The organism is Dyadobacter sp. SRI_021 (genome assembly GCF_057586235.1).
Genome location: NZ_JBYCZM010000012.1, coordinates 20541 through 47075, shown reverse-complemented (window position 1 = coordinate 47075; position 26535 = coordinate 20541). Strand labels below are relative to the sequence as shown.

Annotated in this window: 27 protein-coding genes; 20 read left to right on the top strand and 7 right to left on the bottom strand. The window is 47.6% G+C overall.

Annotated elements, in window-relative coordinates:
- On the top strand, window positions 1-615 hold the full coding sequence (locus tag AC2YIT_RS27250; protein WP_430846177.1) for a LysE family translocator: 615 nt from the start codon (window positions 1-3) through the stop codon (window positions 613-615).
- Window positions 616-619: 4 nt separating this feature from the next.
- Here AC2YIT_RS27250 and AC2YIT_RS27245 read toward each other — a convergent pair whose 3' ends face one another.
- Together AC2YIT_RS27245 and surE are read right to left on the bottom strand one after the other, a co-directional pair.
- On the bottom strand, window positions 620-2188 hold the full coding sequence (locus tag AC2YIT_RS27245) for a GH3 family acyl-acid amido synthetase (RefSeq protein WP_430846179.1): 1569 nt from the start codon (window positions 2186-2188) through the stop codon (window positions 620-622).
- Window positions 2189-2202: 14 nt separating this feature from the next.
- Complete coding sequence (gene surE / locus AC2YIT_RS27240) at window positions 2203-2970, bottom strand: 5'/3'-nucleotidase SurE (protein WP_430846181.1); 768 nt, start codon at window positions 2968-2970, stop codon at window positions 2203-2205.
- A 119-nt stretch (window positions 2971-3089) separates the two neighbouring features.
- Between surE and AC2YIT_RS27235 the strand changes: the two genes are divergently transcribed.
- Window positions 3090-3584, top strand: coding sequence for a GNAT family N-acetyltransferase (locus tag AC2YIT_RS27235; protein ID WP_430846183.1), 495 nt, complete (start codon window positions 3090-3092; stop codon window positions 3582-3584).
- Between the two features lie 5 nt (window positions 3585-3589).
- Here AC2YIT_RS27235 and trhO read toward each other — a convergent pair whose 3' ends face one another.
- On the bottom strand, window positions 3590-4576 hold the full coding sequence (gene trhO / locus AC2YIT_RS27230) for an oxygen-dependent tRNA uridine(34) hydroxylase TrhO (RefSeq protein WP_487281295.1): 987 nt from the start codon (window positions 4574-4576) through the stop codon (window positions 3590-3592).
- A gap of 196 nt (window positions 4577-4772) precedes the next feature.
- Between trhO and AC2YIT_RS27225 the strand changes: the two genes are divergently transcribed.
- Window positions 4773-5387, top strand: coding sequence for a deoxynucleoside kinase (locus tag AC2YIT_RS27225; RefSeq protein WP_430846187.1), 615 nt, complete (start codon window positions 4773-4775; stop codon window positions 5385-5387).
- Between the two features lie 8 nt (window positions 5388-5395).
- Here AC2YIT_RS27225 and AC2YIT_RS27220 read toward each other — a convergent pair whose 3' ends face one another.
- Entirely contained in the window at window positions 5396-5866 is a 471-nt protein-coding gene (locus AC2YIT_RS27220) for a hypothetical protein (protein WP_487281294.1), read from the bottom strand.
- 102 nt (window positions 5867-5968) lie between these two features.
- The gene (locus AC2YIT_RS27215) at window positions 5969-6304 is read right to left on the bottom strand and encodes a helix-turn-helix domain-containing protein (RefSeq protein ID WP_430846191.1); all 336 of its coding nucleotides are present in this window, start codon (window positions 6302-6304) and stop codon (window positions 5969-5971) included.
- Window positions 6305-6487: 183 nt separating this feature from the next.
- Here AC2YIT_RS27215 and AC2YIT_RS27210 point away from each other — a divergent pair, with 183 nt between their 5' ends.
- Window positions 6488-6748, top strand: a complete 261-nt coding sequence (locus tag AC2YIT_RS27210) for a hypothetical protein (protein WP_487281293.1) — start codon at window positions 6488-6490, stop codon at window positions 6746-6748.
- A 221-nt stretch (window positions 6749-6969) separates the two neighbouring features.
- On the opposite strand, the gene AC2YIT_RS27205 is transcribed toward AC2YIT_RS27210, so the two are convergent.
- Window positions 6970-7674: a helix-turn-helix domain-containing protein gene (locus AC2YIT_RS27205; RefSeq protein ID WP_487281292.1), complete on the bottom strand. Its 705-nt coding sequence runs from the start codon at window positions 7672-7674 to the stop codon at window positions 6970-6972.
- A gap of 131 nt (window positions 7675-7805) precedes the next feature.
- Between AC2YIT_RS27205 and AC2YIT_RS27200 the strand changes: the two genes are divergently transcribed.
- The 16 genes from AC2YIT_RS27200 (at window position 7806) to AC2YIT_RS27125 (ending at window position 25417) form a co-directional block, all read left to right on the top strand.
- A complete protein-coding gene (locus AC2YIT_RS27200) occupies window positions 7806-8156 on the top strand; it encodes a hypothetical protein (protein ID WP_487281291.1) in 351 nt (116 codons plus the stop codon).
- 193 nt (window positions 8157-8349) lie between these two features.
- Window positions 8350-8496 (top strand): hypothetical protein, encoded by a 147-nt coding sequence (locus AC2YIT_RS27195; protein WP_487281290.1) that lies wholly within the window; start codon window positions 8350-8352, stop codon window positions 8494-8496.
- Between the two features lie 347 nt (window positions 8497-8843).
- The gene (locus AC2YIT_RS27190; protein ID WP_487281289.1) at window positions 8844-9149 is read left to right on the top strand and encodes a hypothetical protein; all 306 of its coding nucleotides are present in this window, start codon (window positions 8844-8846) and stop codon (window positions 9147-9149) included.
- Window positions 9149-11938: a BT4734/BF3469 family protein gene (locus AC2YIT_RS27185; protein ID WP_487281288.1), complete on the top strand. Its 2790-nt coding sequence runs from the start codon at window positions 9149-9151 to the stop codon at window positions 11936-11938. Before AC2YIT_RS27190 ends, AC2YIT_RS27185 begins: the two co-directional genes overlap by 1 nt.
- Window positions 11939-12220: 282 nt before the next feature.
- Window positions 12221-12520: a hypothetical protein gene (locus tag AC2YIT_RS27180; protein ID WP_487281287.1), complete on the top strand. Its 300-nt coding sequence runs from the start codon at window positions 12221-12223 to the stop codon at window positions 12518-12520.
- A gap of 29 nt (window positions 12521-12549) precedes the next feature.
- The gene (locus AC2YIT_RS27175) at window positions 12550-12954 is read left to right on the top strand and encodes a single-stranded DNA-binding protein (protein WP_487281286.1); all 405 of its coding nucleotides are present in this window, start codon (window positions 12550-12552) and stop codon (window positions 12952-12954) included.
- A 607-nt stretch (window positions 12955-13561) separates the two neighbouring features.
- Window positions 13562-14815 (top strand): hypothetical protein, encoded by a 1254-nt coding sequence (locus AC2YIT_RS27170; RefSeq protein WP_487281285.1) that lies wholly within the window; start codon window positions 13562-13564, stop codon window positions 14813-14815.
- A gap of 1604 nt (window positions 14816-16419) precedes the next feature.
- The gene (locus tag AC2YIT_RS27165) at window positions 16420-17046 is read left to right on the top strand and encodes a hypothetical protein (RefSeq protein ID WP_487281284.1); all 627 of its coding nucleotides are present in this window, start codon (window positions 16420-16422) and stop codon (window positions 17044-17046) included.
- 16 nt (window positions 17047-17062) lie between these two features.
- Complete coding sequence (locus tag AC2YIT_RS27160; protein ID WP_487281283.1) at window positions 17063-18580, top strand: terminase large subunit domain-containing protein; 1518 nt, start codon at window positions 17063-17065, stop codon at window positions 18578-18580.
- Window positions 18581-18840: 260 nt separating this feature from the next.
- Window positions 18841-19149 (top strand): hypothetical protein, encoded by a 309-nt coding sequence (locus tag AC2YIT_RS27155; protein ID WP_487281282.1) that lies wholly within the window; start codon window positions 18841-18843, stop codon window positions 19147-19149.
- 1 nt (window position 19150) lies between these two features.
- Window positions 19151-20461, top strand: a complete 1311-nt coding sequence (locus AC2YIT_RS27150; RefSeq protein WP_487281281.1) for a hypothetical protein — start codon at window positions 19151-19153, stop codon at window positions 20459-20461.
- A gap of 113 nt (window positions 20462-20574) precedes the next feature.
- Window positions 20575-20847 carry a hypothetical protein gene (locus AC2YIT_RS27145; RefSeq protein WP_487281280.1) on the top strand — a complete coding sequence of 91 codons (273 nt, stop codon included), beginning with the start codon at window positions 20575-20577 and terminating at the stop codon, window positions 20845-20847.
- Window positions 20844-21329, top strand: a complete 486-nt coding sequence (locus AC2YIT_RS27140; protein ID WP_487281279.1) for a hypothetical protein — start codon at window positions 20844-20846, stop codon at window positions 21327-21329. The genes AC2YIT_RS27145 and AC2YIT_RS27140 overlap by 4 nt, the downstream gene beginning before the upstream one ends.
- On the top strand, window positions 21326-21910 hold the full coding sequence (locus AC2YIT_RS27135) for a hypothetical protein (RefSeq protein ID WP_487281278.1): 585 nt from the start codon (window positions 21326-21328) through the stop codon (window positions 21908-21910). Before AC2YIT_RS27140 ends, AC2YIT_RS27135 begins: the two co-directional genes overlap by 4 nt.
- 65 nt (window positions 21911-21975) lie before the next feature.
- Window positions 21976-23982, top strand: a complete 2007-nt coding sequence (locus tag AC2YIT_RS27130; protein ID WP_487281277.1) for a DUF5977 domain-containing protein — start codon at window positions 21976-21978, stop codon at window positions 23980-23982.
- A 4-nt stretch (window positions 23983-23986) separates the two neighbouring features.
- Window positions 23987-25417: a hypothetical protein gene (locus AC2YIT_RS27125; RefSeq protein WP_487281276.1), complete on the top strand. Its 1431-nt coding sequence runs from the start codon at window positions 23987-23989 to the stop codon at window positions 25415-25417.
- A gap of 10 nt (window positions 25418-25427) precedes the next feature.
- Here AC2YIT_RS27125 and AC2YIT_RS27120 read toward each other — a convergent pair whose 3' ends face one another.
- The gene (locus AC2YIT_RS27120) at window positions 25428-26399 is read right to left on the bottom strand and encodes a hypothetical protein (RefSeq protein ID WP_487281275.1); all 972 of its coding nucleotides are present in this window, start codon (window positions 26397-26399) and stop codon (window positions 25428-25430) included.
- Window positions 26400-26535 lie beyond the last annotated feature (136 nt).

Genomic DNA, 26535 nt, shown 5'->3' with positions numbered 1-26535 from the left:
ATGCTGCAAGCGCTATTGTACGGGACGCTGACCGGCGTCGCATTGTGTCTTACTTTCGGGACCGTATTCTTTTCCCTGGTCCAAAACAGCGTCGATAATGGCTATCGCACGGGTATCAAGATCGCTTTCGGCGTGTTTATCTGCGACATTATCTTCGTATTCTTCGCCATTTTCGGAACGGCGTTGTTACCCGATATTCCTAACTTTCAGAAATGGATGGCCGGAGCCGGCGTAGTCTTTCTGGTTGCGTTGGGTTTGAGCAATATCATTAAAGGCCAGCCTCAGATCGCAGAGCCGCAGACACGTTTTGGAAACTTTCTTTACTATTTCACTACTGGCTTTCTGCTGAATGGGTTGAATCCTGTTAATTTTATCAGCTGGGTAACCATCGCTTCGTACATCCGCACGAATTTGCATTACAACCTCAACCAGGTGATTCTGTTTTTCACTGCGAGTGTGATTGCGGTATTTTTGGTGGAAAGTGCCATCGCCGTTTTCGCACACAGGCTCAAAAAGCTATTCACGCCGAAAGTGGTAACCGTATTTAACAAAGTGACAGGCGTGGTTTTTATTCTCATCGCCTGTCAGATTGCTTATACTAATTTTTTGAAGTAGGACGTCAGGGAGCTATGTACCCCTCTGTTTTAAGGAAATTCTTCCAATCTTCGATCAGGTCTTTCTTGAAAACGCGGGGGAATTTGTTCTGTCCGCCCAGCTTGCCTTTGGACTCCATCCAGCCGTAAAACGCCTGGTTGGGCAATACGGTGACAAAAATCTCTTTCAACGCGTGACGGCGCTCAACGGCGTAGTCATCGTTGAGTTCCGCGAGTTTGGCGTCGAGTTTTTGTTTTAAAACTTCGGCATCCACATGGGACTCTTCCACGCCCACGTACCAGTCGTGCGCGAACAGGCTGCCGTGCTCGATGCCGCAAACAGTAAATTCTTTCACGGTAATACCCATTTCACCCGAAACAAGGTCGATTGCCTTGTTCATATTATCGACCGAAAGGTGCTCGCCGCAAAGGCTCAGGTAATGCTTCGTGCGACCGGTGATGACGATCTCGCCACGCGATTTGTCGACGAATTTCAGCGTATCGCCGATCAGGTAACGCCAGGCCCCTGAGCAGGTCGATAGCAGCAATGCATATTCTTTCCCTTCTTCTACCTGGTCGATCATCAGCGTCTCGGGATTATCGAGCATAGCGCCGTCGGAATCGAAGTTTCGAGGGGTGAAAGGGATAAATTCAAAGAAAAGGCCATTATCGCAAACCAATTCCATTCCTACCGCGCCCGGCCGCGACTGATACGCGATAAAACCTTCCGATGCCAGATAAGTGTTGATATAGATCATCGGCTTGCCCAGCAGTTTCTCGAAACCTTTGCGATAAGGCTCAAACGAAACGCCGCCATGCGCGAAAACCTGCAAATTCGGCCAGATTTCGTGGATATTCTTTACATTATAATGCGCAATGATCTTTTCAAAAAGCAGTTGGATCCACGCAGGCACGCCTACTACGAAGCCAATGTCCCATTCGCTCGCAACGCGGGTGATCTCTTCCAGTTTTAAGCCCCAGTCGCGTTGTGCGGCAATTTTCTGACCCGGTTTGTAATAAGGCCGGAACCAGCGCGGGATTTGCTGGATTTGAATACCACTCAAATCACCAGCTAAACTTCCGGTATCATGCGGGTTCAGGTTGGTACTGCCGCTGAGCATCAGGAAGCCCTTTTCATACAAGTCAGGCGGGAGGTCTTTGTAATGCCCTAATGACAGAATCTGGCGGATACTCGTCTTCTGAATCGCCTTCGTCATTGCTTTCGTCACAGGGATTTGTTTCGATGCCGCCTCCGATGTTCCCGAGCTCAACGCGTAATATTTCACAGTGCCAGGCCAGCATACATCCTTGTCGCCTTCGAGCGATTTATGCCACCACTCGTTGAATATCTTATTGTAATCGTAAACGGGCACCGTACGCTTGTAGAGCTCGTAAAATGCGCCTTTTTCTCCGAAAAGAATGGAGGAAAGCAGCTCGTCGAAATTGTATTTCTCGCCGAATTCGGTATATCTGGCCTTGGCCAGGAGTTTGGCCAAAGTTTTCTTTTGCTGTTGGTGTAAACTTGCCTTGCGGCGATTGGCAACGATGTTGCTGAAATGGATGCCTTTCTTTAATAAACTGCCTACTAATGCCATAGCTGTTGGTTAAATTACAAATCCCAGGTCGATAGCTTTTTCAACGCTTCATACTCTGTCAGATCATATTGACATGGCACCACCGAGATATAGTTATTATCCAGTGCCCAGACATCGGTGTCTTCTTTTTCCGTATCAAAATTGACAAATTCGCCGGCCATCCAGAGGTAGCCGCGACCGTTAGGGTCGACGCGGTAGTCGAATTTTTCCTGCCATTTGGCATGCGCCTGGCGGCACACTTTAATGCCTTTCAGCGCCAGGTCTGTTTTAGCAGGAATATTTACATTCAATGCAATGCCGTTTGGAATACCGTTCTTCAAAGCTTCCTCTGTAATCGACTTGATGTAAGGAACGGCATGACTGAAATCAGCATCCTCCCTGAAATCGCAAAGCGAAAAGCCGATTGCCGGTATGCCTTCGATCGCCGCTTCGATGGCCGCCGACATGGTGCCCGAGTACAACACGCTGATCGAACTGTTGCTGCCGTGGTTGATCCCACTCACGACGAGGTCGGGCTTGCGGTCTTGCAATACATAGTTTTTAGCCAGTTTTACACAGTCGGCAGGCGTTCCCGAGCATTCGTATTCCGTTACATCATCAAAAATATGGGTGGAATAAAGCCTGAGCGGTTCCCCGATGGTAATGGCATGGCCCATTCCGGATTGCGGGCTGTTGGGAGCGACCACGATCACTTCGCCCAGCGTCTGCATGATTTCAACCAGTGTTCGGATTCCTTTTGACGTTATTCCGTCGTCATTTGTAACTAAAATGAGGGGTTTCATATATTTCTACTGATCGGGTGCTTAGGTGCTTCATGCGATCTCGTCTGCCGGCTCAGTAACATGGTTTTTAAGTGAATAAATATTTAATTGCGCTTTTCAAGCTGCCAAATTTAAGCAATATGCCTTCATTCGCAACACTACAAGCTACCGTCACGGACATTCCGACCATCATCGAAATCCAGGAAAAAACATGGGAACCCACTTACCGTGACATCCTTAGCAAGGAACAGATCGATTTTATGTTCGAAAAAATATATTCTCCCGAATCCCTCGCGGACCAGATGGAATCCGGCCAGCAATTTATGATCCTTCTAAGCGACGAAACGCCCGTCGGCTTTTCGTCAGTATCGAAAGAAAAGCCCGGGAAGTTCAAATTACATAAAATATATGTGCTTCCGGCCACGCAGGGGACCGGCGCGGGCAAACATCTTTTATACGAAACTGAAAATTACGTGAAGTCGCAGGGAGGAACGGTGCTGTCGCTGAACGTGAACCGCTACAACAAGGCCAAAACGTTCTATGAGAAAATGGGCTTCCGCGTTGTGGACGAGCAGGATATTCCCATTGGGCCTTACTGGATGAACGATTACGTGCTCGAAAAACCATTGAACTGAACCGGCTAGGCCGATTCAGTTTTCAATGCCAGTTTCATCTTCTTGATATTCTTCTGCTGGCTTTTCAGGCCTTGCAGCGGATGGTAATGATTGCTGTTCACAACATAATAGCCCGTACCGTCGTAAGCGCGTTTGGCAGGGTGCGTTTTGCATTCGGCCGAACAGGCGCCTTCCATTTCCCAGCCGCATTTCTCGCAAATGGGGACGTGATTATTGCATTCGGCATTGGCACAGTTCACCATGCGGTCGCAGGGTTCTTCGCAGATGTAGCATTTGGAGATCACGGTTGGATTGACCTTGTTTACGTCCACAGTAATGCGGTTGTCGAACACATAACATTTGCCGTCGAAGTTTTCACCGCCTTCCTCCAAACCGTAACGTATAATGCCACCGTGCAGTTGGTATACGTCGGTAAAGCCCTGGTCGAGTAGGTAAGCGCTCGCTTTTTCGCATTTGATACCTCCGGTGCAATAGGTAATCACCTTTTTATCTTTCAAATGGGCGATCTCATGTACGTGGTCGGGCAGCTCGCGCAGGTTGTGCATATCGAACGTGATCGCGCCTTTGAACTTGCCTACTTCATGCTCGTAATCCGAGCGCATATCCACCAGTACTACGTCCGGGTCGTTCAGCATCGCTTTGAAATCGGCCGGTTCAAGGTGCTTCCCTGTGCGTACCAGCGGGTCAACGGGCAGGTCGGAGTTTACGATCTCGTCCTTCACGCGTACGTGCAGCTTCTGGAATGCGATATGATCCGATTCTTCCACTTTGAATTGCACATCTGCGAAACGGGCATCCGAACGGACGTAGTTCATATAGGCCTCGCATTGCTCGGGTGTACCCGACACGGTGCCGTTAAGGCCCTCCGGCGCTACGATAATGCGGCCCAGGAGGTTGTTTTCCACGCAAAAGAGGTGATGCTCATCGCGATAAGTGTCGGGGTCGGCGATGGGCGTGTAATAATAATATAGAATAACCCGGTAAGGTTTCATCGGTTTTCGATTAAATATTTCAATGAGCAAAAGGGCGCAATCGGCCATGCTCGTTTCTCCAAATCAGCCGCAAATATACGAATAATGCAAGTTTTAAGAAAATGCCGAAAATCAGTTTTGTAGCTGACCGGTTATCCGTTGAAATACATATTTTTGTGGGCACTCGTTCAATTACTCAACTTCATCCTATCTCCTTATGCACATCGCTATCATTGGTAACATCGGCGCAGGTAAAACTACATTGACCCAAATGCTGGGGGATTATTTCAAGTGGGAGGTGATGTATGAGGCGGTAGAAGGAAATCCCTATCTGGCTGATTTTTATATGGATATGGAGCGCTGGGCGTTCAATCTGCAAATTTATTTTTTGAACAACCGCTTCGCACAGGTTCAGAAAATCCGCGAAACGACCTATTCGACCATCGTTCAGGACCGTACTATTTTTGAAGACGCTTACATTTTTGCCCGCAATCTCTATGAATCCGGCGTGCTCACCGATCGCGATTACCAGACTTACCTGCTGCTCTTCGAATCCATTATCCGCACCGTTTCCCAACCCGATTTGATGATTTATCTCAAAGCGGACATACCCAAGCTGGTGTCGCAGATCAAAAAGCGTGGCCGTGAGTTCGAAGCCGACATTTCAACGGAATATCTCGCCAATCTTAACCGCTATTACGAGGATTTTGTGCAAAACTACGAAGACGGGAAGATCATCGAAATCGATGTGAACAATATGGACTTTGCGTCGAATCCCGAAGACTTCAACAAAATCGTGGCATTACTGAACAAGGAATTGTTTTACGTCTGATCGTGCGCCTAATACATGCAGGCGATGGCCTTGTGAAGCAGCTGATTCTTTTTGGCATCGACCTTGAACGTCCGCTTATCGTCGGGCAGTAGTATCTCAATCTGCACCGTTCCTTTCATTTTTTCGAGTTCTTTCGGTTCGATAGGAGTGGAGAGGACGAACTCGCTCTGCCAGTTGCTGCGGTCGGTGGAACTGATCGTCGTGTAGAGGGAGAAATTCCCTTTCACCGATGAAAACTTGATTTCGGTGAACATCTGGACGTGGTAAACCTGCCCGAATTCGTCATTATGGTAATTGAGAATCCGCTCTTCACCGGTTTTAGCGAGGGTCAGGTATTCTTTCGGCCCGGAGAGCTGCACGATGTGATAGTGGACGACCTTATGATTCGATGGGCTGATCTTTTCCTTGCATTGGGCGAAAGATATACCCATGTCAGCCATCAATAAGCCGACCACACCAAGCAGGAAAGTGGGCTTCATGCAGAGGGCGTAATTCAACACTTTTCGAGATTTCAGGGTTATTCAAACGTTTGTAAAGATAATCGCCTAATAAGAAGAATGCAATAGGATAATGGGAAATGACTACTTTACTCTCCGTTCCTCTGCCAGTTGCTTGTATACCTCTCCGAGTTCATCTTTGAGTTCCCGGATTTTCGCTTCCAGCTTTTCTACTTCACTTTTGTGAACGAGGTCTTTTATATACATCACAACGTTTGGCTCGCCTTCAAAGCCAAATAGCCAATTAGGATGAATTTCCAGTTCTTTAATTAATATACCTACTGCGTCAGAAGTGAGTTTTTGATCTCCCGCGAGAACTTTAGAAATTTTGGATGGGGATAGGTGCACAATCTCAGCAAGTTCACTGGTATTTAAGTGGTGTGCTTTCATGATGGCCGCTATTCTTGCAACTTCTATCATTGCTGTCAGTTCTAATGTGATATAAATTCCATATGAAATTTTATCTTTCCAAATGGAATTTTATATTTACAATATTGTCTAGGTTAAGCGCAGTTGTAAATATAGTAAAACTGGAAGCATTCCAATGTTCCTCGTGCGAAACCGAGACAGCAAACGTTATCACCTATTAAGCTAAACACCACTATGAATTTTAAAATCATTCGGATCCCTGAAACAGGTATTCAGGTTTGTCTACATCGCGATCGTAGCGAGGAAGGCGAGGAAATTGTCCGCATCACGTCTTTTGTTACAAATGCTCAACATGCGGAGATCATGTTGGAGCAGGTAGTGACCTTTACCAAGCCAGGAAGTTCGGTACGTTTTGTGGCAGATTATTCGCTGGTTTCTGCTAAAAGTTTCCTGGAAGAGTCGATGAACGAAGTGGGAATGCTGGCATTTGCCTGACCTGGCCTAGCTTCCTAATTTGCTTTTTCAGGCATAAAAAAAGTGCGTCGGTTAATTCCAAACGCACTTTTAATTGTGACCAGAAGGAGAGTCGAACTCCGACGATCTATTTATAATGTGCTGTAAATGAGTATGTTAATAGATTGAGTATTTGAGTTTTTGGGTGCTTTTCGCGTGTCTAGTGTCCCGAAATTGTCCCGGACAATTATAGTGTAGGAAGGCTAGTTAATGGGGGCATCCACAACGCGCAATGCGCGCCATATCTTACGAATCTTCGAAATGGGTATTTCCGTGGTTCCCCCGGTTTCTACATTATCAGAATGTAGTGTCAGTATTCCATTTACTGGGCTGTTTTTGACCCGCTTAACGACTAAAAAGTTTCCATAAACGACAACATAAACTCCGCTAACGAGAAATTCCCAGTCATCAAGGGATACTTCCCCACATCTGATTTTGCAGCCCTCCCAAAGGGTAGGTTCCATGCTGTTCCCCTCAATTTCAAACACGATTTGGCCAGCATAGCTTTCGGCCGGGTCTAACTTAGATACTTGGTACGTTTCGAATTCACCTGCGACACTCAATGATTCCATGAAATTTACTCTGGATTTGATACTAATAAAGGATAAGTTTTCATAGTTAATTGAGTCATTTTCAATCATTTTAACCCGGTCGCTAACAGGTTTTGAGTTGAAAATATCTCCTTCACCGGTGTTCCACCAGTTCGGGTTTATGTTGAATTCTGCCAGGATTTTATACTCGACATTTTTACCAATCAGCAGTTTGCCACTTTCGTATTTTCCGATGTGACTTTGACCAGTTGACAATTTTTCAGCCATTTTTTCTTGGCTTAATCCGAGGGCTTTTCTGATCTCTTTTAAACGACCAGCTTTGAGGATCTTTGAGTCCTCATTATCAGTACTTTGCATGTATGCAAATAAGTTTGAAAAAATAAATAGACAATATTGCTTGTTTGAAATAGTCAATATTGTCTACTTTTACGGTGTAGAAATTACAGTGTAAAAATTACAGCGTAAAAATAGAAAAAACCAACTCTAAAATGAAGACAGTAATTATGACGGAAATCAAAGAGCGGTTAATGGTCGAATTCCGGAATTTGAAACCCCGAAAGCCTGGCAAAGAGTGGCGCCGACTCCTGAAAGGTTTTAATGACTGGCATAGTACCGACGAAGCCGGTAACATCTGGCGGAATGCCGCCCGAGGGTTAGCGGGTAGTGAAGGCCTGCGGCAGCTGGTAGCTGATATGCAGACAATTTTGGAAACAGAAAAAGACTGTGAGGAATTGAAGTTGTCGCCTGCACAGGTTCGACAGGGGCGGGAGAGTTCAATTGCGTTAAGCGCTTCGAACCTTCGAAGGCGTAAAAGAGGAATAGGAGTGGCTGCCAAGTGAGCATTTGAAGGGTTTAATTTTTGTCCCACAAAAATGACTACAAATTGCCCGACTGTGATGCACGCCACCCCCAAAACCTGTTAAAATTAGCGTTTTTTGAGTTAAAGGCATACTTCCAGGCTCCCGAAAATTATGTCCTTTCGATCAGTGTAATTATCAACGTTTTTGCCCCCTCATTTTAAACCGCGATCAAATGGAAACTTTTACCAGTTCCGTAGTGGAATCGGTGCGTAATCCCGATTCCCTGGCCACCGGCTTTTTAGTGCTGGCCATTGCCTGCTTTGTTTGTATTCCTCTCTTATTTATCCGTAAAAATGGCGATACTTCAACACTTCATTAACAGCCTAGACAGATACGATTTGCTGGCCGCCGTTATCGGTTGCGCCCTCGCCTGTGTTCTTTGGCTTGCCTACGACATTGTTAATGCTCCAATTTACCCGCAAGACTATGACATGCCACGCAATCATCCGACCATTGAAACAAAACGTTGTTAAAACAACTGTTTCACCAGATTACGATCAGGTTCCGGCCTTAAATGACCGGATCAAATGCCCGAAGTGCGGCCGTATTCAGGTTGCCAAAATTGTTCAAACAATGCACTGGGCGACACGCATTCACTATTGCGAAAAGTGCCAATACCTCATTACTGAATCTGATTGGGATTCAGTCAAATAACCCAGTACGATTATGACATTAAAAGACATTTTAGCCCTGTGGGCGGGTAAAAACCTACCCCAGGATGCCGAACAGCTTGCGACCTGCCGCGAGGTTATGGAACGCGCCTTTGACGTGACCCTGGCCGCCTGGGAATCGACCAGCAACCCAGTTACTGGCGCCATGCTCAATAAAGAGCTGGAAACATATGAAAAGGTTATCTGGGCAATTATGCGGCTACAGATCATCTATGTCCTGCAAGCTCAGCGGCCAGCGAAACCCGCCAACGTCATATCCCGCCGTAACTCAATGTTTTACCTTGCTTCGAGAGTGATATAATGGGAAAGCAAACGAACAGTAATGCAAATCAGGAATTTAGCTTTTTTGCCGGTGGTATCAAGGTTAACAAACCAACGGGAAACTCAACGCTACCGCAGGTTATTGAATGGATTAAAAGTGGCAAGTATGCAGAGCTGGTTACGAAGGTCAGAGCCGCCACTAACCCAAAGGAAGCCAGCTTTTTAAAAGGAGGGCTGGACTATGTAACGCTATCCGGGATTTTCACCCCTACCAGGAAGGCCGAAAACCTGGCCACCCATAGCGGCCTAATGGTGATCGACTTCGACCACATCGAACAAGCCGAAATGCTGAAAATGCAATTGATTTCGGATCCTTACGTGGCGGCTTGTTTTATTTCTCCGTCCGGCGCGGGATTGAAAGCCGTCGTTCGGATAAAGGACGGGACCAAGCACAAGGAACATTTCGCAGATCTGGCACACTATTTCAACAACGTATATAGGCTAGCGGACGCTGAAAAGGTAGATCCTTCGGGTAGTGATGTAAGCAGGGCATGTTTTCTTTCCTGGGATCCTGATGCGTACTACGCACCGGATTCGAAGATTCACGTAATCTTGAATAAGATTCCGGAAAAGCCGAAAACGCCCCAACAGGTGGCGCAAGATGCCAGCGACGTGGAAAAGTACGTAGCTGCCGTTGTGGAGCGTATTGAGGCCAGCCAAATGGACATCTGCAACGACTACGGCACTGAATGGTTATTAATCGCTTTCAGCCTTTCTACCCTGGGCGAAAACGGCCGCCAGTACTTCCACCGGATCAGCCAACAGAACGCTAAGTACGATGAAAAGTACGCGGACGAAAAATTTGATAACGCCGTTAAAACAAGCCGATTTACCAATGCCGCTAAATTTTTCAGCATTTGCAAGGATTACGGCGTGGACGTGAGCCGCCCGAAAAAGGAAGCACCTGCCAAAGCGGCGAAATCGGAGAATCCAGCGCCCGCAGACAAATCGGATGTGATCGAAGGTGACAATAAAAAGCCCGCCAAGAAAGACAAGAAAAAGCGGGGTAGGGGCATGGACGACGATTACGAGGAAGAAACCGTTTTGTACACGTTCAAAGGCGGAATGAAGATAAAAGGAGGTAAATATTGGGATGACGTGGCACCTAATTTTCAAATTCACATCAAATACAAAACCGAGGATGAACAGGAAAACGTCACCTGGGTTTTGGAGATCCGGCGAAACAGCGGGAAGTCCGAATTTATCGAAGTTCCGCACGAGGATTTTTGCAGCGCCAAAAAGCTAAAAAGTACGCTGGCCAGTAAAAGTTTAGGATTTAAGATCAAGGATAACCACCTGGACGAGTTGCAAAGCTATCTGTTCAACAAAACCCAATACTCAACGGCGTTGAAAGTAGTCCGCTACGGTTATCACTCTCAAAGTAACGTGTATTTCTTCGCGAATAAGGCGCTAAATCTTAAAACTAACGAATTAGTTACCCCTGACGAATTCGGAATTGTAAAGGCCAGCGACATGCACCTGTCGATCCCTAAAACGCGTAAGGACATGGCAAAGCGCTATACTCTTACAAATCAGGAAATTACGTTTGCCAAATTCTGGGAGTTATACGCCAGTGCCCACCTTTTCGATAATGCATTTGCACCGGCATGTTTTTACATTTTTAGCCTTTTCCGGGATCTGGGATTGAAATACAATGACTTTTCGCCCATACTTTATTTGAAGGGTGGGGCAGGCACAGGTAAATCCTCTATGGCCCGCGTATTGACGGCCGCATTCGGCTTAAAACAGGAGGGGGTGAACCTGAAAAGCAAGAATACCGATGTTTCGTTGATCAAGAAAATGAGCCAAAGCAGTAACGGGATTATTTGGTTTGATGAGTTCTACAACGATTTACCGAATGAGGGCCTTTTGCAGGCCGCCTATGACAATAATGGATACCACAAGTCAGGAACAGATCTTAATAGTATTGAAACCGATTCTGTGGAGATTTTTAGCGCCCTGGCCCTGACGAGTAACTACATCCCTACAAACCCAATATTCTTTTCCCGCTGCCTCTTTATCCCGATCACTTCCCAGCAAAAAACCGATGAACAGCGGAAGGCATTTGATCAGCTAAAAGCCATCGAAGAAGCCGGGCTGGGACAAATGACCATTGAACTGCTGAAACATCGTGGATTATTGGAAGCGAACGACAACTATGCAGCTAGTTATTCAAAACTATATAAGGCCATAAAATCGAGGTTCATTGGTCAGAACATTGCCGAGCGCCTTATTGCCAATATGGCGCAAGTTATGGCCGCTGCCTACGCGTTGCATGTGTTTGGGAAAATCAACATGTTACCGTTGGTTGCAAATGATGAAAAAGAAATTTTGGACGAGTTTGTGGATATGGCCCAGCGCTTCATTATCAAGCAAAATTCTATCCAGGCCGAAACCACGGCAGCGTCCGAATTCTTTAATATGATCCAAACACTCTACGACCGGGGAACGGTGCAGGAGGGCTTCCATTTCCGATTCGAGAAGGGAGGCGATGTTTTGATCAATTTCCGGAAAATGTACAATCTGTTTGTTCGTGAATATCGGATCACTTTTAACAGGACTGCGCCCGATCGAGACACTTTGCAGTCAGAACTGACTACACTTTCTGGCCAAACCGAATGGGATGCGATTTCTAAGCCGATCCGATTTCTCACTGATCCCGAATCAAATTCGAATGCCCATACCACCCCCGCAAATGGCTCTTGCGTCTTGAATTATAAGCAATTACAGGATTCTTACGGCGTAGACTGGGAGTCGAGAAATAGTTAAAAGGTAATTTCTATAAAATTCTAAAACGCGAAAAAATAAGCTACAAAGCTACAAAGTGATATAAGTAGTTGATAATCAATATATAGTGTGTAGTTAAGTTGTAGCAAAAGTGTAGCAAAAGTGTAGCTGTGTAGCTTTTGTAGCAGAGTGTAGCAGAAATAGTGCGTAATCTGCTACAGTCTTCACGGATATACGTCGGTCATTTTCAATTAGTTGTGAAAATGTTGTAGTGTAGCAGAAATACAACCCCTCGGAACTGAAAAAAACTTTGTCAAAAAAGCCATGCAGAATTCACAGGAAAGTACAACAAAGGAAGAAGCCCTACCGGTGAACGTTGACCGCTTCTTTATCCAGAAATACAGCCGGTGGTCGGATCCCAGCGGGCGCCTGTTGGTTGTCCTGGGCTTCTATTACGGAAACGGGGATAAGCCCGAAACCGGACTGAATCACCGCGAGGCCCTGGATCTGCTTTCGGTTCACGACGAAAAGGTGGAATACGTCCTGATCAGGCGATTTGTCAACCTGGTGAACCTGGGGAAACTCACCCCCTGGGAGGATCAGGAATTCAAAGCAATTGCATAACCATTTAATTTTTTAACCATAACAAGACAATGAAACAAATTCAAATTATCGGCAACATTGGCCGCGACGCAACCCTGCATAGCAATAACGGAAACGAGTTTGTAAGGTTTTCAGTGGCCGTTTCCGAAAAGTTCAAAACCGGAAATGGTGAGACGAAAGAAAATACCGACTGGTTTTCAGTGTTCCTGACGCAAAAGAGCTTGCTACCATACCTGAAAAAGGGCACGTCAGTATTCGTACAAGGCAAGCTAGGGGTACAAGTTCGCCGGAATGAGCAAACCGGCGCGCATTTCGCGGATTTCACGGTTAACGCAGAGAAAGTGCAATTGCTATCAGCTGGCAATAACGGACAGGCCAACGGCCAACCGGCGGCCCAGCCAGCGGTTGCAGCCGCGCCAGGTGCGGAAAAGTCAGACGACGATTTACCTTTTTAATGCTCAACGATGGAAGAAATTAAGCCTGGCCAGGTCTGGGAGAGCCGGAACGGCGCCCACTGGTTTATCGATCAAATAATGCCGGAAGGGTGGGGCCTGACGCCGGTAAGATCTGGCGAGAGGCATTGGCAGAAAACGGACGCTTTTGGGGAGATAACATTGACCATTCTAGAGATCTTACTATACTAATTCGTTAAAGTCAGAATTAATTAATAAATCTGCCAATTAAATAAATCTGTTGTGGAGAATCGTCTGCCAATTGTTCACACTAATCGAAATAATTTAATGAGTTCAATAATACGAAAAATTGCTGACGAAATCGCGATTCATGGTTCTTACAAAAGGTATCGTGACTGGGAGGAAGAACGATACCAAGAATACCTTACAATGAAGCAATTATGCACAGAGTTGCGAACCGTCGAGGGAGGCCCGACGGAAGAACCGTTAAGGAACCTATTTATCATTAGTTAAATTCAATTTGTCGAAAAACAGCGGACATTCGTCGAAATGTGTGTTTTCAGAATATTCTAACTATTGCGTGTATTGGGGTGGCAATATTAAATTCAAGAGTGGTCATAATTCTTAGTCTATTAAACAACTTTAAACAATGAAAAGAAAAGAATTTTTGCGAAGCCTAACTGTGATTGGGGCCGGCTTTTCGATGTTCAGCTGTGGAAAAGATGTAATCGATGGAATTGTCGGCGAAAATGAAATGGGTTCCATTTCGCTCGCCGAAGCAAAAAAGTATGTTTTAAATGAATACCTGCCCAAATTCGAGGGACTTCGTGAACAAGCGAAAAACGGCAAATCATGTAAACGCAAGGTGAACCTTGACAAGGCAAAGAAAAAGAAAGACGAAAAGAATCGCGAATTTATCTGGGTCCCCGTCGAGTACGAAGATGAAATTCGCCCAGGTGCGCTTATAGTTGAGGAAAATGCACCATGGAAAAAAGATCTAGCTCAATACCTCACCCAACCTGTCATTGAGGGCATGGTAGTAACTAAGGTCAAAAATAAGACAGAAGCATACCTGGTCCAGCTCGCTTACAATCAAAATAAAGTTAGGGAAAACGGTAAAAGGCTAGATTTGACCCAACTTGACGGTCTCATTATTAAAGCGGATTGGGATGACAATCCATCGGAGATCATCACATTTAGAAACGGCCGCAAATTGGAGGCTTATGCTCCGGAGGGCCAAAATCTTAGAACATCCGGATGTTATGTCGTCGAGTATATTTCCCAACGGGTTGAAGTTTTCGTAAACCCAGATGGGACGTATCGATGGATAGTATATCTGCACAAATCTTACCGATTCTCTTGCACCAATGGTGCGGCTCCAGGCACGTCAGTTGGAGCAGGTGTAAGTACCAACGGAGGCCCATACTATGGCGGCACTGGGGGAATAATGGATGGCACAGAGACGAGCACTGAAACCTACCTCCGACCAAATTATCAAATCGGTCCTGCGCTTTCTAGCAATGGGAGCCAAAGGGCATTATTGAACGGCAGACTTTCCGACTTTCTCTCGGCTACTGGCACAGCGGTCAGCATACTCGACTGGAGTCTCCAAAAGGCAGAGGCACTAGCAAATGTTGTTGGTGCACCACTTAAAACATACTTTCCAGAAGCGGTTATTTTTGGCAAAAGGGTAGGCCTTGTAGGGGTTTTGCTCGATGGCCGGGAAGTGTTTATCGCATATAGTGACGCTGGTCTGAATTGGAACAATATGAGCACTTGGGATCAGACTAAGGCTATTATTTGGGGAGTAGGTGCAACTGCCTTTGTGTTCGAGTTCTTTTGGCTGGGGGCGGCTGCCGCCACGGTTTCAATAGGCATGGGTGTTGCAAAGGAACTACTTTGACCTTATATTTGAAGGGATTTTCATCAGTTCCGTTAAGATTAGATAAATGCGACTATTCATTGCGCTGAGAGACTTCTTTTACACTCGGGGGATAGACAGAGGGCCGATGACAAGATTTCGTTACGGGTCAATTTTCTTTTTCCTATTTTCATTTTACTATTTTTCATTGCTAGGCTGCGCTGAAGTGGTTTTGAAAGTTTATCTGTCAGAAGATTTTACGATCATGCCCCGATCCAAGGATTTTTTGTTTGACAAACTTTTCCTGTTCCCGTTATTTTGGGCACCGTACATCCTAGCTATATATTTTCTTCTGAGGCGATTAGAGCATTATCAAGAAACTCCGATTAGCCAAGAGAAAATGAAGAGTTGGACCTTAATTGTTCTGGGAATTATGGGATTGGGTTTTTTCAGCTTCGTGAAATTGCCGCATTTGCTAGAAACGGCTTTACATTGAGTAAGACCTTAAACAGTAAAAGAACAGGCAAATATACCCTGGATCCATCTTTGCCGCGCAATTTGATTATCGAGTGTTAAACTCCGATTGAAGTTTACGACGAACATGACTAGACAAAAGAAGCCGGTGGCAATGCCGCCGGCTTCTTGGTTTATTACTCAACGTTATTTGCGTATTAGCCGCAAGCGTACAATAATACACACACTTGTCGGGAATACACACACTTGTCGGGCGAAACGCTGCATTTTGATTAAGCGGTAATTTTTGGTTACTTCCGTTTGTAATAACCCAGCACCCGCTATAGCCTGGACGGTCATGTACCAGGGGAAATTAGGGGAAGAATGCAGACTAAGCTCAATCAGATAATGGGATTCTTAACACCGGTCTGCAAAGTATCTCTTATTGAAGGAACAAACGGAGCCCCATCTGGATCTATTACATGGTTTAAGCCAGATATTATTTGTCCACCGCAACAGTAATTAGGTTTATGATTGAAAAGGAAATTGTCGATGTAATTTATCAATACTATCCGAAAGGGTTAACCAATGACCAGACTGACGAAATTATCAATTCGACTGCGCATAAGCGTAGAAGTGAAAAATGTAAGGAGGTCGGTCTGAATTGGGCAGACATTTGGATAAGATTTAAAGGCGATTTAATGCCCTTCCTGGAATCCATGAATTCGAGTGCGGCAGACTACAGTAGATTCGGAACGACGCCTGCGTATTTTCTGCAGGTCGGGCTAGATAAGTACAAGAATAGCGACGGGCAAGTTAGAAGTCGGAAATTGCTACATGTGTTTATCAGTGTGATAGTCCCATTTTGGTCATATAGGTTTTCCGAGCCAGGGCCGCCCCATGATTGGAGATATTCAACGACGGACGGGTTTGAGGAAAAAATTATCTCGGGTCTCGACGAATTGATAAAAAAGCATTTTCACAATTATGAGTATATGTCCGAGCAAATATCCAAAGTTGAAGTTCCTGATATTGTCACGCCAACTAACGACGGCCCAATAAGGATCTTCGACGCCGTTTTTGGGGACTAGTTTTAGTAATTCAATTTTTATAACCGGCCTAGCGCCGGTTTTTTTATGTCCTTTCGGTCCCGCGCCCTCCTAGCCAGCTTGCAATAAAAAAGCAAACGAGCCATGCAGCTGATCGTAAAAGACGACAAACTCCAAAAATTCCGGGATCACATCCAGACCGGTACCGAGCTGGGCGAAGCTGATAAAAAATACTTCGACCGCTACTTTTTTGCCTTCACCTTGCTACTGGACGGCATGAGCGAACGGAAGGTGGTAGAATCCCTGATGCATAGCCCCGCGCCGATAGGAGGGTTAAGCCAATCTATGGCCTACAACGTGGTGAACGGCTGCCAACAGATCTTTGGCGCCCTGGATTTCGGCAATGCCAAAAAGCTGGCCCAGCGCCAGGTTCACGCCGTCCGCCTGGAAGAAATGGCCTACACGTTGGAGGAAATGGCCAACAAGGTGATAGGGGACTATCAAGTGCTGGCCTACGACAAAGACGGATACGAAGTCTATAAAATCGACCCTGACCGCCAGGAACAAATCGCCAATATCCTGGACAAGGCCGCCAATATCCGCATGAAAGCCGCGAAAATCCGGGGCCTGATGGAAAAGGATAAAGTCGAGAATCCGAATAAATACAAAGTGGCCCCAAATATCATTTTCACCGATGATATAGCCGCGCTGGAAATGTACCGAGAGATCGAAGAAACCCCCTACGAAGATGTTACCGGAACAGAAAGCTAGGCTAGATAAAGCCAGAATGCGACAACTGACCGATAAAGCAAACATCGTTTTCCTGTCAGCAAAGCAAAAAATATTTTTGAGCAGCATCGCCAAACGGAAAACGTTACTGGCCGGGCGTGCATTTGGTAAAACCTACACTTTGCTGGTTTGCGTCGGTTACATTGCCAAGATGCTACCCAGGGCCAAATTCTTTCTGGCCGGTCGAACCTTCAAACAGTTACTGGATATTGTGCTCACCGATAGCGCCGACGCCTGGGCGGGAATTGGCTGGTATGAATACCACGAAAAGGTTAATCCGTTCGGGAATTACGTTTTGTTCAAAGAGCCACCGGCGGACTGGCCAAAGCCCTACAAGGCCCCGAAGTCTTACAACCATTGTATCACTTTTGACAGCGGGTTTTGTTTGCAACTACTTTCCTTCGAAAAGCCTGATACTAACCGGGGGCACAATTTTGACGGGGGGCTAATTGACGAATCGGCGATTTTTAAAAGTGAATGGGTTTCCAAAATCCTGATGGCCACTCTTTATCGGGCCAATAGTTGGCGGTTCAAAGACAACCATTTGCACAACGCCTTTTACGATTTCACGTCTAACCCCTGGATGCAGTCCGGCCAGTGGGTTTTCAAGACAGAAGAGCTGATGAAGGAGAACCCGGCAAAGTACCTTTTTTTAGAGGGGACGGCTAAGGACAATCCGACACTAAGTCCGGAATATATTACCAACATGGAGGAAAACACCGAGCCGCTGGTTTTCCGCGTGGAAGTATTGAACGAGCGGTTACGAAAGTTGCCTAACAGTTATTACCCTTCATTCGACGACGAAAAGCACACCACCGCAAACGTATTTACTTACGAGCGGTCAGGTGATGGCAGTGGCCCTGCCGATTTGTGGCTACCTACCTTTTCGGATTACCAGCCTAACAAGGCCCTGGAAGTTAGCCTGGACTTTAATAATTATATCTGTTGTGGTATAGTGGCCCAGGAAACGCCCGGCAAATTGAAGGTGATCAATAACGTGTACGTCAAGCAGGCGAAGGAAGGTAAGACCCTGGCCGAATCGCTGGCCATCGCTCTGAATGATGCGTATTCCGACCATGTGAAAAAGGATATGATCGTATATGGTGATGCGTCGGCAAGCTCTAAAAGCGCGGGTTCAAAGCAGCCGATGTTTAGCCAGGTGGCCGCTGAATTACGGCGCCTGGGGTGGCGTCCAATTATGCGGGTATTGAAGGCCAACCCCGAGCACCGCGACCGGTTCGCCCTGATTGACCGCATCCTGGCAGAAGGATCCAGTACGCTGCCGCGTGTGCGCATCAACCAGAACACCTGCAAAGCTTTGATCATTTCCATACAGAATTCACCTGTGTTAGCTGAATACAAGAAAGACAAGTCGAGCGAAGGAACGAGCTTACAGCAAGAGTATGCAACTCACCTAAGTGACTGCTTCGATTACCTGCTTTACTACAAATATTCGAGCGAATCGCAGAAGAATAAAGCCAAAGGATCCAGCATGCGGTTCCTGGGTGGTGGGTGACACCCCCCGCACCCCCCACCGGACTGCCGCCGACCCGAAACCCCTTTAAGATATTCGGAATTTTTTGTCAGCGGTAATTACCGGAAATGGAAAGGGCGCCGCCTTACCTGGGGGAGTTTTGGAAATAAAAATGCGCCTGGTGGGTTTTTGGGCCTGCAACTGTCTGGAAATCAACCCAAACCCAAAAACAAAAATTGGAAGCCTTTTCGGGCGTTTTTTCTGTCTTTTCGAGCGCTCACGCGTGGGGATAGTTTCGCAGCATGGAAGAAATCAGCATAGACACTTTTTGGAAGATCCTACACGACCCGGCCAGCCGTGGTTTCGATCTGAAATATCGCAAGACGGACGGACGCTTTGGAATCAAACACAACCTGGGCAAATCCGGGAAGCGGTTTGAGGGGAAAAGCACGAAAGGGAAATTACGATACGACCTGATCGAAAAGGGATCTGTGCTTTTGGAGGACATCGACGGCCTGGCACGTCCGTTCACTTTGCGAAACCGGCTATTAATCGCAATCCGCTTGCCCAGGACAAAAAACTGGATCCGAATTATTCATAAAAATTACTGACATGGTAAGACAAATTGAAAAGAACCTTTACCACCTGGCCAAATCCGAGCATACGGTGAAGTTCACAAACCCGGTTATCGACGTGGCCACCGCGACCAGCGGCGAAAGCGCAACGATGGCAAAGGCCGGTTTCGAGTGGGTGAAGTGGGGAAAGGACGACAAACAAGCCCTGGAAATGCTGCGCCTTTGCTGGGAGTCGCCGAGCAAACCGCAGCTGATGGACAAGGCGAAAGAATTCATGCTGGGAGCTGGTGCAAAGCTTATGAAAACCGTCGTTACGGCCGAAGGCAAGGAAGAACGGCTACTGGTGGACAATAAGGACCTGAAACGCTGGTTTCGTAAAAAGCAGATCTATTCCAGATACCTGGAACTAGCCGCGTTGAGCCTTCATTTTGCTGAAATGGCTTTTGTCCGCGTGTCCATCCAGGACGACGGCCAGGTGGCCCTCGAGACGATCCAGCCCAACAAGGTAAGGTTTGCCAAACCGGCCAAAGGCGGGGCCATCGAACGCGTTTTGATCAATCCTTATTTCGGCACGAATACGGCCATCAAAAAGGAGGATACGTTTTCGGTTCCCATCTTTGACATGGAAAACCCCACCCAATGGCTCGAAAGCGTCATGGTGCTTAAAAAGGCGCAAATCGGGGCTGATTTCTATAACCAGGGCCTCTGGTGGGGAACTAAGACCTGGACGAAGGTAGACAATATGACGCCAGCCTACCACGAGGCCGGATTAACGAACGGGTACAACGTAAAGCTACTAATCGAGATCGACGAAAGTTATTTCCTGTTGGAGGGCGACGACGTGGAAGATCCGGAAATGCAGGAGAAAATCGAGGCCCGCAAGGATGAATTTATGGCCCGCATGGATGATTACCTTTCCGGCGTCAACAACGCTGACAAAGCCCTGGTTTTGATCGGTAATATAATGGGCGACGGCGGCAAAGCCGACCGCAAGCTGATCAGGATAACGCCGATTGAAAACAAGATGACCGACGACGCTTATATGAACCTGATCAAGCAGGCGGGCGTAAAGCAGGCCCAGGGGCATGGGATCTTGCCGAGCCTGGCGGGCGTGGCCGAAGGCGACAAGCTGGGCGGCAGCGGATCCGAACTAATGCATTCGGTCATGTACCACGTCCGGTATATGACGCCATCCTACCGCCGGTTATTGAAAGGGCCGTTAGACGCCGCGCTGGAAATAATGAAATATGACCTGGAAGAAATGGAGTATCATTTTACCGACGTTGAAATGACCACCCTGGACGAAAACCCGACCGGCCAGCAGGCGGCAACCTCGAATTTACAATGAAAGCCACAACCGGCCCTTTTGTCTTTTTGCTGACCATTGCGGTAATAGTTCTTTACCGCATTATTGAACGCTGGCAGCCGTCCTGGCGGCCAGCTATAAACCTAATCTGTACAATGAAAATCAAAAGTTTTTTTGAAGCCCTGCGCCTGACGCTGGCCGCCCTGTTTTACGCTCTTTTGGAACTGGCCTACCAGGCTTTGCGCTTGCTGGTGAAATGGGGCCTGGTTGGCATTGTGGTAGCGATGGCCAGCTGCATTTTTATTGTTTTGCTGCCTTACTCGCTCTTAAAATGCAGCGTTAGGGCCGCGTCGCACCGCTCGTTTGCCGCTGGTGGCCAGCTAATGAAATGGATCTGGAAGGACTTTTGGAAAGCTGCCGGACTATGAGCGTAGAACTTTTGCAATCCGATATTGTCAGCCTGGAAGGCTACTTTACCGGCCTGGTTAACCAGGATCCCGAATTGCATTCCTTTGTTCTGGAAACCTCAAACAGCCCGTTTGAAATGGAGCGGTTTAACGAGGTGGCCAAAACCAACGATTTCAGTTACCCGGCCCTGGCCATGTTGATGCCTGTGATTACGGGCGACGACAACGAAATGCACAATTTCGAGGCAAAGCAGGAAGTCGGTTTTTGCATCCTGTATTCGAATGATAAGTCGCACGACGACCGTATGGCCGCGTTCAAGAAAGCCCAGCTGGCCGCCTGGCGAATCCTGCGCGGAATTCGCCGCGACTCCAAACAGCGCATTTTTCGCCTGGAAAAGCTTTACTACAAGCTGGCCCCATTTGAATACGGATCTGACGGCGCGGTGGGGTACTACGCGGTCGTTACGATGATCACCAGCACAAATAACCTTATCGGCGCATGAGCGAGCTTGTAAGCTGGTCGCCCGATATTGACTACGACACCATTTGGCTGGCCGTTAGCGAAATCACCAACCAGATCAGCGGGCGCGGTATCCAGCAGCTGGAAGAGAAGCTGGCCGACGAGGGCCTGGTAATGACCGGGGCACTGAAAAGTTCGCTTTTCCGGGAAGTTCGCCAGAATAACACGGCCTGGGTTACCGAAATGGCTATGCAGTTTGAAATGTACGGCCGTTTCAAGGATTTGCGGGAAATGACCTACAAGCAACAGGCGCCCGTCGATGAAATCGCTAGGTTCGTCGAAAAAGGTATGGACGGCCAAATACCTGGCTTCACACCCTTCAAATTCATTTCAGGCCGCAAAAACGGCACTTTCCCCCTGGAAAAGGCCGAAGCCGTCCGACAGCTTGCCTGGGCCATTGCGCGGTCGCGGCTTTACCAGCCCGTAATCCAGCGAAAGGGGCGCGGCTGGTATATCCGCAACTACATGAAGGAGATCTACGGCGAGATTGAGGTAAATATCCAGGCCGCCGCCGCCCAGGCCGCACTGAATACAGTAAAAAAAGCGCTGGAAGATCGGAAGTAGGCAAAGAATATTTCGGCCGGTGCGCCGATCGGCCGCTGATAAACAAAATTTAATTCTGCAACCACATGAATATCGACCTACTTAAAGAGGGGCTAACCTGGACGGACGCTGACCTAGTTAGAAACGAAATTGAACACATTATCCCGGCAATGGATCCCGAGCTGTTCCCGGATCGGGCCGGGATGCGCTACTACCTGGATCTGAAAATGCCGGAATTCCCGCTTTCTCCCGTATTTGAAACCATGCTTACATTGGAGGGCCGGGAAAAACCGCCGACCAGTATAGGCGGCGCCCAGGTGTACGAAGGCTGTTCTTTCCGCCTGGAAGAAATCCTGGCTGGCCAGCTCACTATTACCCAGCCAGAACGTGGCATGGTGGGATTGACGGCCATTGCAACCCTTACCGCGCCTTATCAGATCGGTGAAAAGATAGAACCGGGATTACTAGACCGGACATTGCCGACGCGTTACGCCATCCGGGCGGGCCTGGCCCAGCGGGATTTTGTTGGTTACCAGCATTCGTTTTTCTCACGTTTCCAGAGCGAAAAGCGCCGTTTCCTTACCTGGCAGCTGGATGGCAAGCAAGTAAGCCCCAAACAGCCCGAATTCATGTATTTTTTGCTGAATATGGCGCCATTCTCCGACGTGGTGAGCTTACGGGTTCGGGCGACGGTAAAAACCGGCGAGCAGTCGATTTTTACCGTTTCAACCATTGAGGGCGTCAGGCCCTACCAGGTTATTTGCGCCGCTGTGGGCGCTACGGCCCTGGGCCTGGGCGATGATGTCACCAACTACGAAATATGGCTCTCTGACGGTCAAAACCGGCGGTTAACCGAGATCCGGGCCTATACTATCGACCGGCGCAAACATAAGTTTGAGCGGTTTGTACTTTTCTCCAATTCCCTGGGCGGGTTTGACACCCTGCGCGTACTGGGTAAGGCAAGCCAGGAAACCGACGTAACCAAAGCCACGACCCGCAAGGAACGCCCGGCCGGTAGGGGCCTGGACTTTTCCGAGCTGGAAGTGATCGGCGTAACCGAGAATTCGGGCATTCAGTTTTCGACCGGCCTTTTTGAGCGGGATATTGAATATTACTCCGATTATTTGCGTGAGCTGATGGTGGCCGAAGTGGTGCTACTGGATACCGACTACGGCTTTGAAGCGCTTAACATGATTACTTCAAATTTGAAATACCAGCAAGACCGGCCGGGCCTGGTCGAGCAGGTTTTCCAGTTTCAGCGCACGTATTCTGACAAGAATTATAGCCGCATGCCAGCGGCAGCACCGATCCCGGCCCGCGCGACCAAGTGGGTGGGCGTATCATCCAGGGCTGTACTAAACGAGGTGGGCAAACGGACGGGGAAGCTCACCTGGGAGCGCCTGCAAAAGGTGTATGCTGATGACGGCAGCAAAGTGATTCCTTACGCGGTTAAGGTCAACATTCCAGGGGATCCCGACTATATCCAGCCGTGGCGCGAGCTGTCAATTGTGCCTGGATCCACGCCGTACCCGAGCAAGGTTATTACCAGGGCCATCGACTTTAAAAAGGCGGGTTGTGGGGACGGTTTCCTGGGTACCGCGCCGGTGGTGACGATCCCGGCGGGGAGCTTTGGCGGGGAAATGCCGGGCGACGCCGACGCGCTGGCCGAAGCGAAATTTAAGACCTACAACACCCAGGATTACGCAAACCAAAACGGAACCTGCGAAATCAATAACGTGCCTGTTCACGTGGCGATTTTCCATAAAATCCCGATGAACAACGAATTGAAGGTGATAGCGAACGGCAAATACGGGCCGGTGGTCGATATGCGCATAGACGGCACCGTGATGGTTGTAAACACGATTGGCCAGGAAGTGCCAGTACCGCGCCAGTCGGATACAACCGTGGTTACGGGCGTTAAAAACCTTGTTTTCGAGGTAGAATATAGCAATTCCCCTTTCCAGGCTTGCAAATTGAAGGCAGTAGGCAAAAACAAAGAAATTACCATTTCCGCGCCTGGTTTTTACATCATGGAAGATGTACAAATCAATAGCGCCGACGAACCTTTGACCATTGAAGTTGTATTAGCGTAGCCCTATGTATACCGAAATCAGAATAGACGGCCAGGCCCTGGATCTGGGCGAGGCCCCCAAAATGCCCATCAACCTGGTGAACCCGCACCTGACCTATGAGCAGATCCCCAACAGCGTGGCAAGCATCCCGAATTTGCCTTTTTCAACCCGAAACCAGCGCATTTTCGAGTATTGCGAAATGCCGCAGGCGGGCAACGACTTGTATAAATACCTGTGCGAAGTGATCAATAATGGCGCTTTGGTCTACCAGGGCAAAGCCTACGTAAAGAACGGGAACCCGAAAACCGGCTACCAGCTGGAAGCTGGCGACGATCTGGGCCGTTTTTTTGGGACGTTTTCCGAGCTGCCGCTGACCGAACTAGACCTGGGAACCATAGAGCTTCCGGAAGTGCTCACCGCTGCCGTCCAGGTCGCTGGTAAAAATGCGGCTTGTTTCCCTTCCATGCTGAATCCTGACTATTACGGAACCAATGGCTGGGCGCTTTCCCCGCCATATACCGGCTTTGTGAATGAGTACGACGGGGCGGCCTATACGACCAGTGGCCCGAAAGTACCAATGCTATTTATTGGCTTTTTGCTGGAACGTATCGCGGCGCTCACCGGCGTAACGCTATCTGGGTCATTTCTTTCCCATCCGGTTTGGCAAAACCTGATTTTGTCCAACTGGCGGGCACTGGATGGCGAGCAGGTGGTGACCGTTAACCGCCACGTTCCAGCCTGGACAATCGGTAAATTCATTTTGGAGCTGCGGAAAGTAGCTAACCTTCGCTACAAGTTCGACACGCCAAACAAGCGCCTGGAAATCGACTTTTGGGAACCATGTTTGGACGTGCCGCCGGTGAAGGATTGGACACTGAAAGCCACGCCAGGGCACGACAAATATAACGAATTCAAACGGCGCTTGCAGCTGGCTTTCGAGCTGGACGGAGGCGACAGTTTAATGAAGGACAAACCCGAGGCGATGGCCGACTATTTCACGCCAGCCGACGGCAGCCTGGGTACGGATGCCATCGACCTGGTGAAAGTCCCTTTTTCGCTTTCTACGTTCCTGGTTGATCAGGAATCGGGCCTGCCGGTAGCCAAGCAAACCGGCGTTACAGAAGAGTTTAACCAGTTGGCCGTGACGACCGCGCCACGCCTGCTATTCTGGCACGGAATGGTAGACGACGTGCCGCTGGCCAGCCCAGAGTCGGACGATATCAGTCTTTATCTAACCGGACCGAAGGGCATAGCGGCCACCAGCTGGAAGCGCACCGAGCAGATGCGCCGGGAAATATTCTATCTGCAGAAGAATTTCCGGCTTACCGAAACCGACCTGGCTACCCTGGATTTTTCGCGGCCGATTCACTATAACGGGTTAAATTACCTGATAGCGCATGTTTCCGGTGAGCTGCCGGTGGAAAAAGCATTTTCCTGCTTGCTAGTTAAAATATGATAAATACTGGCTATTCGTTGATCAAGTCATGTAGCGGCGTCAACGATAGACGATAATATTTCTCAGCCTCATTATATACTGCCGAGACTCCGAGCAATTGACAATATTGAGAAATTTCGATTTCGAAGCCAAAATTGATCAAGGAGAGCAACGATTGGCGGATGTAAGCTAGCGCTTCCACCGCCATTTTCAATAAATCGCCGCTAGTTTTCCTTTGAAAACATGGCACCAAGCTGAAGTGGTCATATTTCGAGTAGTACATGTACAGAGAGTCCGCACCCTCTGTATTGACACTTCTTTGCAAAATTTTATCGTGTCTAAAGTCGATCTTGTTGGGGTTTAAATATTTAGCTAATAAATCGAATTCTGTTTTAACATTTTGTGGGGCCGTTTTTGGTAATTTCTTGAACGATTCGTAGGCAAGCCATTGGATATATTTTGGTTCTAGAATCCATTTTGCTATCGACAAACAGTCCAAAATGCATGATCTCAGGATAATACCAATGGATAGTTCTGACTCAATAAATGCCTCTATTTCGGAGCCAGTTAACTTCTTTGCGGCTCTACAATTTTGTCCTAATCGGTTGATAAACAATTGTGTACATGTTTCGTCTAGCCATATAGGGTCTACCGATTTAGATAATTCCATTGGGATGTAAATCGATTTCCAATGATTTTCTGTGATTTTTTTATATGCCATGTCAATCATACTAAATTGTTTGAGCAATAATTTGAAGGACAGTTCAGAGCTTTGCCTATCAAGCTCAGCTGTGACCTTTTTCAACATGTCGTCTACGGCCGATTGGTTGTTGAAATCGAGTTTTGATAATTCAATGCCTTTCTCTAAGGTTTTGCCAAAGTGATTGATTGATATGACAAGTTGATTTCCTCCGCTATCGACATTAATACTTATTCTTCCTGGGTAAAATATTTTTACACGTTTTTGAAGGCCAGTTATTATTGAATTTCTAATTGTTGTCATAGTAAATTACGTTACGCAGAATACATTTTGGTCAAAATGACCTAGAAGCTCTATCTCTGCAATATAACCTTTTTTGTGTCCTTTCGGGCGCCTCTCTCCCTGGTTTGCTTGCATTCGAATTAATCCCACTAATCGA